Raw genomic sequence first — 5,968 nt, 5'->3', positions numbered from 1 at the left:
GCGTCACGCTGTCGACGTAGACGACGAAGCCGAAGGTGGCGAGCGGGACGCCGAGATACACGACCACCCGGAGGAGCGGGAGCGTGTCCTGCAAGACGAGGCCGATGACGACGAGGATGGTGATGAAAAACAGCGGGCCGGCGACCAGCGCCGTCACGTACGCCTCGGCGAACGTCGAGAGCAGCTCCAGGTACTGCTCCTGTTTCGCCTCCGCCTCCGCCTGGTAGCGCTCGTACTGGTCGTTGAGGAACGCCGACACCGACTGCCCGGTGCCGAGGACGGAGGCGAGGTTCTCCGAGAAGTCGGCCAGGTCGTCGCTGGGCGTCCGCCGGGAGATGCGCTGGAGCGCGGTGAGCGCGTCGGTTCCGAACGCGTTCATGTCGCGGACCGCGACCGACAGCTCCGTCGCTGCCTCGCCGTACACGGCCTCGTTCTCCGCGAGCGTGTCCATCACCCGCGGGAACGCCATCCCCGAGCGCGAGAGCGCGTACATGAACGCGACCGTCCGGGGGAGGGTGGCGTCGATCTCGGCCGCGCGCGCGGCGGCCCGCTCGTCGAGCAGCTTCCACCGGGCCGCGTACGCGCCGAGCGCGAGGCCCGCACCGACCGTCCCCGAGACGACCGCGAGCAGGACGAACAGCCGGAGGAGGCCGAGGTCGGCGAGCCGCGCCACGACCGCGACGAACTCGAACGCGGCGGGGAGCGCCCCGCGGATCGCCGCCTCGCCGACGTCGAGCGCGGCGAGCAGCCCCGCGGCGGCGTACACGCCGACGACGCTCCCGGCGACGCCGAGGACCGCGGCGTACAGCAGCGTCCGCGAGGCGTACACGCGGTGCGTCGTCCCGGCGACGCGGGCCGCGCGCATCCGGTCGCGCTGGGCGCGCCGCCGGGCGTCGTTCTCCCCGACGTAGTCGCCGAACGCCGACAGGGCGACGCGGGTGACGAACAGGTCCGCGCGGTCGTCGACGAAGGGGAGCGCGAGCGCGAGGCAGGCCGCGACCGCGGCGGCGAGCGGGAGGTACTCGATCATCGGTCCGGAGCGTCGGGGCCGCCGCCGTCGGCGGTCCCGGGGCCGCGGTCGGTCCCGCCGCCCGCCGCGGCGGCGTCGCCCTCGGTCGCGCCGCCCTCGGCCGCGAGTTCGTCGGCGTCGACGCCGTCCGTCGCGGCGGCGCGCTCGTCGAGCTTGCTCATGACGCGATCGGGGTCGGCGTAGTACTCGTTGACGAGGGCGGTGAAGGTGCGGTAGTCGTCGATGTCGAGCGCGGAGAGCAGCTCGAGGAAGCGCTCGCGACGGCGGACCTCGCGGAGCAGCTCCGACCGGGACCAGCCGCGCTCGTCGGCGATCTCCTCCAAGAGCGAGGAGTCGTTGCGCCGGAACGTGTCGGAGTCCGGGCGCCACTCGAACGCCGAGGAGTAGTCGAGCTCGCCGGTGCGCTGGTCGATGCCGCCGATCTCGCCGATCGTCTTCGCGCGGCGCACCCGCTCGTCGTCGGAGCGCGTGAGCGTCTGGACCGAGAGCATGTCCAGCGACTGGACCATCGCGCGGGGGACGTTGATGGGGTCGTTCTCCAGCCGGTTGATCACCGTCTCGATCGAGTCGGCGTGCATCGTCGAGAAGGTGGTGTGACCGGTGTTCATGGCTTGGAACAGCGTGATCGCCTCCTCGCCGCGCACCTCGCCGACGACGATGTACTCGGGGCGGTGGCGCAGCGCGGAGCGCAGCAGGTCGTACATGTCGATGTCCGTCCCCTCGTACCGGCGCTCGCGGGTGACCGCCGAGAGCCAGTTGTCGTGGTATAAGGAGAGCTCGCGGGTGTCCTCGATGGTGAGCACCTTCGCGCGCGGCGGGACGAACATCGACACCGCGTTCATCGAGGTGGTCTTCCCCGAGGCGGTGCCGCCCGCGAAGATGAGGCTCTTGTTGTGCTCGATACAGAGCCAGAAGTACGCCATCTGCTCGACCGAGAAGGTGCCGTACTCGACGAGGTCGACCGGCGTGAACGGGTCCTCGGCGTACTGGCGGATCGTGAACGCCGACCCGCGCGGCGTCACCTCCTCGCCGAGCGCGAGCTCCGCGCGCGACCCGTCGGGGAGCGTCGTCTCGACGATGGGGTCGCCGACGGAGACGTGGCGGCCGGACTGCTGTGCGAGCCGGATCACGTAGCTGTCGAGCGCCTCCTGCCCGAACGAGACGTTCGTCTCGATGTCCGTGTACTCGTCGTGGTAGACGAAGATCGGGAGGTCGTAGCCGTCACAGGAGACGTCCTCGATGTGGCGGTCGTTCAGGAGGGGGTCGACCTTCCCGTAGCCGCGGAAGTCGCGGTAGAGGTAGTAGGCGAGCGCGTGGAACGTGTCCATCCCGGCCTCGACGCCGTACCCCTCGAGCAGCGTCTCCAGCTCGGACTTGAGCGTCTCCTCGTCGGTCTTCCCGGCCCCCTCGCGGTACAGGAGCGGGTCGCGGATGTCGTCGACGACGCGGTCGAGGAGGTCGCGCTCGAAGGCGTCCAGCTCCGGCTCGACCGCGTAGTAGCGGTGTTCGCTCTCGACCTCGTCGTAGGTGATGACGACGTACGCGTACGGGGCGTTCACCCAGTACCGGTCGACCTCGCGCTCGTCCTCGGGAACGACGAACGACGCGAGCGGGCCGTCCTCGCCCGGGCGGAACGGACGGACGTCGAGCGTCGACCCCTGAAACAGCTCCCACGTGCGCGAGAGGCGCCGCTGGAGGGCCTCGATCCGGTCGCCGAGGTCGCTCCCGCCGGCGTCACTCGCCATGGATACGGGAGCCTAGAGGCGGGGGGAAGTTAAACTACCCCCGACAATTATCACGGGCGACATCGGGAGCGCTCCGCTCCGAGGTCGGTCGTCGGTCGCTCCGCGCCGCCGATCCGCCCGTTACGTTGATACGGCCGGACCGCAAAGCGTTCGGTAGGAAATGCGGCGTGACTACTTCGATCTGACCGTCGAGGGCGTCGGGGACGGCGCCGGCTCCCGGTCGCCCCCGCTGGTCCGGATCGACTTCCACGGGCCGGAGGAACTGCTCCGCGATCGGCTCTCCGGGGGCGGGAGCGACGGCACCGGCGGCGACGGCGGCCTGCTCGCGGCCGACCAGATCGACGTCGCCTTCCGGCTCCGCGAACCGCTGGGCGAGGCGGAGGACCCGGAGGGCGTCGTCGGCGTCACCAACCGGTACACCGGCGACTTCGTCCTCGAGCTCAACGAGACGGCGACGGACGTCCTCCCGTTCATCCACGCCGCGCGCGACGCGACCGACGACGGCGACGCCCGGTACCGCGTCGAGATCGACGTGGACGGCGAGCGGCTCGTCGCCTACGACAAGGACACCTTCCTCGTGTACGACCGCGAGGGGAACCTGCTCCGCAGCGAGAGCCTGATCCCCTCGGGCGTCGAGCTCTGACCGAGCGCGACAGTCACCACGCCGATTCTCTCGTCGTCCGGGGCGCCGAAAGCGGACCGCGACCCTTCACAGATAGGGACTGGGCATAAGGCAGCTTCCCGGCACCGTCCTAGCGGACGGCAGCGAACCTCTGTGAACCCATGACCCAACGTGACTACGCCCCGCGAGAAGCCGAGGACCCCCACACCGATGTCGCGTCAACAGCGGACGCCTCGAAGGCGACCGGTGAGTTCGACGCGTCCCCTTCCATCTGCGTCGTCGAGACGGTCGCGGACGCTCTCGGAACGGAGCCGAACGATCTGCGGCCGCTCTACGACGTCATCGATCCCGATGCGCTCGACCTGTTCTTCGAATCGCCACACCGGCCCACCAGCGGCCGCGTGACGTTCACGTTCGAGGGGTGTACCGTCGCCGTCGACGCGGACGGACGGGTTACGGTGTCGCCCGGAGCGGACGACGAGGAGTGACTATCGACGAACCGCCACCGCGGTCACGTCCCGCCGGTCGGACCGGTCTCGTCGGCGGTTTCGAACAGGAACGCGAGGATCTTGCGCTCGGCCGCGAAGACGTGTTCCGAGAACGTGGCGGGTGTGATCCCGAGTTCGTCGGCGACGTCCTGACCCGTACAGGCGCGCGGCCACTCGTAATATCCCATCTCGAACGCGGTCCGTAGGACTTCCCCCTGCCTCTCGGTCAGGTCGTCGAGGACCGACTGCTGGAGCGTGGCGGGGCTCAACATGGACCCGTGCGTGTCCTTCGTCCGTTTCGCTCTCAGTTCGAAATCGGGGTACTCCTCCAGGAACTGTCCCGTGACCGTCGGCGGGTCGTGTCGCATCGGGATCTCGGCGACGATACGCCCCCGACCGTCGACGCCTTCGACGGTTTTCGGGAGCGCTCCGAGTTCGGCGAGACGATACGCCGGGCAGTTCCCCGACACGACGAATTCGAACAGACCGCCGTCGTCGTACTCGCTGAGCAGCGAGGTCTCGACGGTCTCGTACCCCTCCGTGTGCCGCAAGATCCGGTCGGGAGGCGCGCCCACGACGTTGAAGAACTCCGCGTACTTCGCTTCCGGGCGGGGGACGATATTCGCGAGCTCGAACCGGCAGCGCTCTTCTCCCGACACGCCGACGAACGGATACGCCGGTTTCCGAACGGTGAGCTCGATCTCGACCACGGAGTCGGTTCGGTTGTCGCGCTGGGACCCTACTTTGCTCATTGCGCACGATATTTAATGACAGTTAATATAAGTTGTGAGAAACGTATCCCGACTGACATTCCGACGGTTCGCTGCGTTACACTTCGGTTCCCGAGGCGACAGCCGCGCTACTACAGGCTGACGCTGTCGGGCACGAACCGCACCGAGTCCCCCGGCCGGAGGTCGAACGCGCCGTCCCCGCGTCCGTCGTTGACGTCGCACTCCGCGTAGCCGTGGCTCCCGACCGTGACGAGGCGCTCGCCGGGCTCGACGGCGCCGAACGTCTCCGCGACGGGCGTGAGGTCCCCGTTCACGCGGACCCAGTCGCGGCCGCGGATCAGCTCGCCGGGAACGTTGGTGATCACGTTGCCGAACCGGTCGATCGCGAGCACCTCGCCGTCGACGGCGACCAGGTCACCGTCGCTCTCTTCGCCGTCGCCACCCCCTCCGCCGTCGGCGTCGTCGCGCTCGACCGTCGGCTCCGTGAAGCGGATGTCGACGGGGTCGCTCGCGGGGGCGAGGTCGTCCATCGCCGAGAGCGTCTCGGCGACCGCGTCGGCGTCGGGAGAGCCGTTCGACGTCCCCGAAACCTCGTCGAGCGCCGCTCGGATCCGGGCCGCGGCCGGGGCGAACACGTCGCGGCCGTGGAACGTCTCGCTCGCGGGGTCGTCGACCGCGACGGTCCACGCCTCGACGTCCGACTCCGCGTCCGCCAGCGCCCGCGCCGGCGGCATCGCGAGACCGTTGTCGGGCGCGACGAGGACGTGCGCCCCGGCGCGAACGACGAGGGCGTCCCGGTCGGTGCCGACGCCGGGGTCGATCACGGCGCAGTGGACCGCAGGCGGGAACTCCGGGAGGACGAATCGGAGCCAGAAGGCGGCCGCGCGCGGGTCTCCGCGGGGCAGGTCGTGCGCGACGTCGATCAGTTCGGCGTCCGTGTGCCGGCGGATCACGCCCTTCATCGCGGCGGGGTACGGCGAGCCGAAGTCCGAGGCGAGCGTTATCATGTCAGAACCCGCGGTCGGCGCAGATTTAAAAGGAACGGGCGGCGCGCCGGAGAGCTTTGACAACCGCGGTGGCGCGTGCCGACGAGCGCCCGGAGGGCGCGGATCGCACGCGCGAGGTCGCCGGCGCTACGCGCCGGCTGCCAGAGGGACCTCCGGTCCCTCGCTGGAGTCAGTCGCCGGAGCGGAGCGACGGCGACTGACGAGGCTGGGGAGGCGTGAGGTGCTGTGCGGAGCGGTGCGGGGAGGGACTCAAATGGGCAGCCGGGAGGCGGGCGCAGGCGATGTAAGTAGCGTGGCGCTACGCGCCACGGAAAGCCGGCGGCGAAGCCGCCGGCGACACCGCAG

6 protein-coding genes are annotated in these 5,968 nt (G+C 70.0%); 2 read left to right on the top strand and 4 right to left on the bottom strand.

Features of this window, described 5'->3' with window-relative positions:
* Positions 1 to 1,030, bottom strand: a 1,030-nt coding sequence (locus B9G38_RS13515) for a type II secretion system F family protein (RefSeq protein WP_198945701.1), incomplete at its 3' end; no start/stop codon positions are given.
* Positions 1,027 to 2,775 (bottom strand): type II/IV secretion system ATPase subunit, encoded by a 1,749-nt coding sequence (locus B9G38_RS13510; protein WP_086220705.1) that lies wholly within the window; start codon positions 2,773 to 2,775, stop codon positions 1,027 to 1,029. The genes B9G38_RS13510 and B9G38_RS13515, both read right to left, overlap by 4 nt.
* A gap of 160 nt (positions 2,776 to 2,935) precedes the next feature.
* Here B9G38_RS13510 and B9G38_RS13505 point away from each other — a divergent pair, with 160 nt between their 5' ends.
* Both B9G38_RS13505 and B9G38_RS13500 read left to right on the top strand, forming a co-directional pair.
* On the top strand, positions 2,936 to 3,418 hold the full coding sequence (locus B9G38_RS13505; protein WP_086220704.1) for a DUF5793 family protein: 483 nt from the start codon (positions 2,936 to 2,938) through the stop codon (positions 3,416 to 3,418).
* Between the two features lie 140 nt (positions 3,419 to 3,558).
* Positions 3,559 to 3,885, top strand: a complete 327-nt coding sequence (locus B9G38_RS13500) for a HalOD1 output domain-containing protein (RefSeq protein WP_158093830.1) — start codon at positions 3,559 to 3,561, stop codon at positions 3,883 to 3,885.
* Between the two features lie 23 nt (positions 3,886 to 3,908).
* Here the strand turns inward: B9G38_RS13500 and B9G38_RS13495 are convergent, their stop codons facing one another.
* Together B9G38_RS13495 and B9G38_RS13490 are read right to left on the bottom strand one after the other, a co-directional pair.
* On the bottom strand, positions 3,909 to 4,637 hold the full coding sequence (locus B9G38_RS13495) for a bacterio-opsin activator domain-containing protein (RefSeq protein ID WP_086220703.1): 729 nt from the start codon (positions 4,635 to 4,637) through the stop codon (positions 3,909 to 3,911).
* Positions 4,638 to 4,747: 110 nt separating this feature from the next.
* The gene (locus B9G38_RS13490) at positions 4,748 to 5,623 is read right to left on the bottom strand and encodes an S-adenosyl-l-methionine hydroxide adenosyltransferase family protein (protein WP_086220702.1); all 876 of its coding nucleotides are present in this window, start codon (positions 5,621 to 5,623) and stop codon (positions 4,748 to 4,750) included.
* Positions 5,624 to 5,968 lie beyond the last annotated feature (345 nt).

The organism is Halorubrum sp. SD612 (genome assembly GCF_002135005.1).
The sequence above is the reverse complement of the archived record's forward strand: the minus strand, read 5'-3'. Positions and strand labels throughout refer to the sequence as shown.